Origin of the sequence: Mesorhizobium sp. M7A.F.Ca.US.006.04.2.1, assembly GCF_004022915.1 — a bacterium.
GTDB lineage: Bacteria > Pseudomonadota > Alphaproteobacteria > Rhizobiales > Rhizobiaceae > Mesorhizobium > Mesorhizobium ciceri.
The window spans coordinates 1-3,182 of the sequence record NZ_RZQA01000759.1; the positions used below are offsets into that span (position 1 = coordinate 1).

The following is a 3,182-nucleotide window of genomic DNA, read 5'->3' on the forward strand; positions in this document are numbered from 1 at the left end:
CCGCGACTTCGCCACCGACCGCCACCGCACCGTCGACGACACGCCCGCCGGCGGCGGCGCCGGCATGGTGATGCGCGCCGACGTGCTGGCGAAAGCCATCGACCATGCTTCGCCGGAAGGCGATGCGCGGCCCCGGCTGCTGATGAGCCCGCGCGGCAAGCCGCTGACCCAGGCGCGTGTGCGCGAGCTGGCCGCTGGGCCGGGCGCCGTCATCCTGTGCGGCCGCTTCGAAGGCGTCGACCAGCGGGTGATCGACGCGCGGGATTTGGAGGAAGTCTCGATCGGCGATTTCATTCTCTCGGGTGGTGAGCCGGCCGCGCTTGTGCTGCTCGACGCGGTGGTGCGGCTGCTGCCCGGGGTCATGGGCAACGCGATGTCGGGCGAGGAAGAGAGTTTTGAAAACGGCCTGCTCGAACATCCGCACTATACGCGGCCGCAGGAGTTCGAAGGCCGTGACATTCCCGAGGTCCTGATTTCCGGCAATCACAAGAAGATCGCCGCCTGGCGGCGGGCGGAGTCAGAAAGACTGACAGCCGAGAGGCGTCCGGACCTGCTTGCCGCTGCTCAGCCCTTGACAAAATAATAGAAGGCCAAAAACAGGCCGACGGCGACGACGAAGCCGCGCACCGCGTTTTGCGGCACCCGCTTGGCGATCCAGACGCCGGCATAGCCGCCGAGCGCGCCGCCCGGGATCATGATGATCGCCTGCGGCCAGGCGACGACGCCGCCCGAGACGAAGACGACGATCGCGACAGCGGCGATGACCATGGCCAGCATGTTCTTCAACGCGTTCAGCCGGTGATAGTCGCCGGCCTGGGTGAGGCCGAGCGTCGCCAGCATCATCACGCCCATGCCGGCGCCGAAGAAGCCGCCATAGATGGCGGTGAGAAATTGTGCGAGCGAGCCGGCCAGCGAGCCCACCGCCGCTTCATGGCCGGGCTTTGGCACTGGTTTCAGCCAGGGGCCGGCGGCGAACAGGGCCGTCGCGGCTAGCAGCAGCCACGGCACCAGAGCGCGAAACGAGGGATTGTCGAGCGCCAAAAGGATCAGAGCGCCGGCCAGTGCACCCACGGCCGAGATCAGGCACAGCAGCAGCGCGCCGCGCCAGAAGTGCCTGATATCGGCCGAGTAGGCGAGGGTCGAGGTGATGTAGCCTGGAAATTGCGTCACCGAGGAGGTGGCGTTGGCAACAATCGGCGGCAGGCCGACCAACGTCATGGCGCCGAAGGTGATGAAGGTGCCGCCACCGGCGACCGCATTGGCGGCGCCTGACAGAAAGCCCGCTAGAAACAGCAGGATGGCATCGAAGACAGACATGAATTGCGGCCGCTCAAAACTGTGTTATTTCAGGCTTTAGAAAGCCTGAACGACCGGCGCAACCCGGCACGGCAGGATTACGATGGTGCCATGCGAGCAGAAAATGCGCGCCCAAGGCGTGACAAAGCGGCGAAATAGCTGTATGTGCCCGCCCGTACCGGCCAGAAAGAATCTGCCGGACCCGTCAACAATGACGGTGTAGTCGCCCCTGCCTGATGTTTCAAAGACAAATGTCTTGGAGACAAAAGGCATAGCCAAGCGGTCAATGGAACTGCAAGGCGAGTGTCGGACGCTCTGACTGTCGGAAGAACAAGAAGTGGACTTTTGAGATGGATATTCTCCGTCAGCTCGAGGCCGAACAGGCCGCCAAGATCGAAGCCAAGCGCAAGCTTCCCGAATTCCAGCCCGGCGACACCGTGCGCGTCCAGGTCCGCGTGACCGAAGGCACCCGCACCCGCGTCCAGGCCTATGAGGGCGTCGTCATCGCCCGCGCCGGCGCCGGCTTCCAGGAGAACTTCACGGTTCGCAAGATTTCCTACGGCGAAGGCGTCGAGCGCGTGTTCCCGGTCTACTCGCCGATGGTTGAAGGCGTCGAGATCGTTCGCCGCGGCAAGGTGCGTCGCGCCAAGCTCTACTACCTGCGCGATCGTCGCGGCAAATCGGCCCGTATTTCGGAAAACACCGGCGTGCGCGCCCGCAAGCTGAACGATGAGGAGCGCGATGCGCTGAACGCCGAGAAGGCCCGCATCGAAGCCGAGAAGGTGGCAGCAGCCGAGGCCCTGGCCGTCGAGAAGGCCGCCCAGGACGCCGCCGAGAAGAAGGCCGCCGCCGAGGCCGAAGCAGCAGCCAAGGCCGCCGCAGAAGCGACCCCTGCCGAATAAGGTTTTCGGAAATCCCATTCAAAAAGGCGGCTTCGGCCGCCTTTTTTCGTTTCACCAGACTGTGAACGCTTTCAGCGCCAGACACAGGATCCGGCTGTTGACGGCGCATTACCTTGTGCACTAAATAATCGTGCACAAGTAATTGGAGATTTGATATGGCACTCTACACCACACAGGCTCACGTCACCGGCGGCCGCGCCGGCCATGGCGAGACCAGCGACGGTCTGCTCAAGGTCGATCTGGCAATGCCCAAGGAACTCGGCGGGCCGGGGGGCGCCACCAATCCCGAGCAACTGTTCGCTATCGGCTATGCCGCCTGCTTCGAAAGCGCCATCCGCTTTGTCGCGCGCAAACAGAAGCTGTCGCTGACGGATGCCGGGGTAACCTCCACCGTCAGCCTGCTTCCCGATGGCGAAGGCTTTAAGCTCGGCGTCGCGCTCGCGGCGGAAACGAAAGGCCTTGATCAGGCGGCGGCGGAAGCGCTTGTATCGGAGGCGCACAAGATCTGCCCCTATTCCAACGCCATCAGGGGCAATGTCGACGTAGCGCTTTCGGTAAAGGCGGCATGACGGAAAAGACGACAAAGAGCACCAGGGACGTCCCGGCGGAGGCCACCGGGACGTTTCACGTTCCGCGGCTCGACCAACAGCTCTGCTTCGCGCTCTATTCGGCAAGCGGGCTGATGACGAAGCTCTACCGCCCGCTGCTCGATCCGCTCGGCCTGACCTATCCGCAATATCTGGCCATGTTGGCGCTCTGGGAACGGGCTCCAAGCACGGTCGGCGAGCTTGGCGAAGCGCTCGGGCTGGATTCGGCGACGCTGACGCCGCTGCTCAAGCGGCTGGAGGCCGGTGGCCTGGTCACACGCCGGCGCGACCCCGCCGACGAGCGCCGGGTTCTGGTCGAGCCGACAGCGAAGGGACAAGCGTTGCGTGAGCAGGCCAAAAGCGTGCCGGCGGCGATGCTTTGCAACCTGCCGCTGGA

General features: G+C 64.4%; 5 protein-coding genes. 4 read left to right on the forward strand and 1 reads right to left on the reverse strand.

Annotated features, from left to right (window positions below; all coding sequences use genetic code 11):
- Positions 1–583, forward strand: a 583-nt coding sequence (gene trmD, locus EN925_RS29510) for a tRNA (guanosine(37)-N1)-methyltransferase TrmD (RefSeq protein ID WP_128337126.1), incomplete at its 5' end; no start/stop codon positions are given.
- Here the strand turns inward: trmD and EN925_RS29515 are convergent.
- Complete coding sequence (locus tag EN925_RS29515; RefSeq protein ID WP_127368053.1) at positions 565–1,317, reverse strand: sulfite exporter TauE/SafE family protein; 753 nt, start codon at positions 1,315–1,317, stop codon at positions 565–567. The genes trmD and EN925_RS29515 overlap by 19 nt on opposite strands.
- A 329-nt stretch (positions 1,318–1,646) precedes the next feature.
- Between EN925_RS29515 and rplS the strand changes: the two genes are divergently transcribed.
- From rplS to EN925_RS29535, 3 genes are all read left to right on the forward strand, one after another.
- Entirely contained in the window at positions 1,647–2,198 is a 552-nt protein-coding gene (gene rplS / locus EN925_RS29525) for a 50S ribosomal protein L19 (RefSeq protein WP_013528861.1), read from the forward strand.
- A gap of 155 nt (positions 2,199–2,353) precedes the next feature.
- A complete protein-coding gene (locus EN925_RS29530; RefSeq protein ID WP_013528862.1) occupies positions 2,354–2,767 on the forward strand; it encodes an organic hydroperoxide resistance protein in 414 nt (137 codons plus the stop codon).
- On the forward strand, positions 2,764–3,182 hold a 419-nt coding region (locus EN925_RS29535; protein ID WP_164894466.1), incomplete at its 3' end, for a MarR family transcriptional regulator. The genes EN925_RS29530 and EN925_RS29535, both read left to right, overlap by 4 nt.

Bases quoted from the DNA above. Each gene is read 5' to 3' on its own strand.
- EN925_RS29530 (WP_013528862.1), top strand. From the start codon at position 2,354: ATGGCACTCTACACCACACAGGCTCACGTCACCGGCGGCCGCGCCGGC.
- rplS (WP_013528861.1), top strand. From the start codon at position 1,647: ATGGATATTCTCCGTCAGCTCGAGGCCGAACAGGCCGCCAAGATCGAA.
- EN925_RS29515 (WP_127368053.1), bottom strand. From the start codon at position 1,317: ATGTCTGTCTTCGATGCCATCCTGCTGTTTCTAGCGGGCTTTCTGTCA.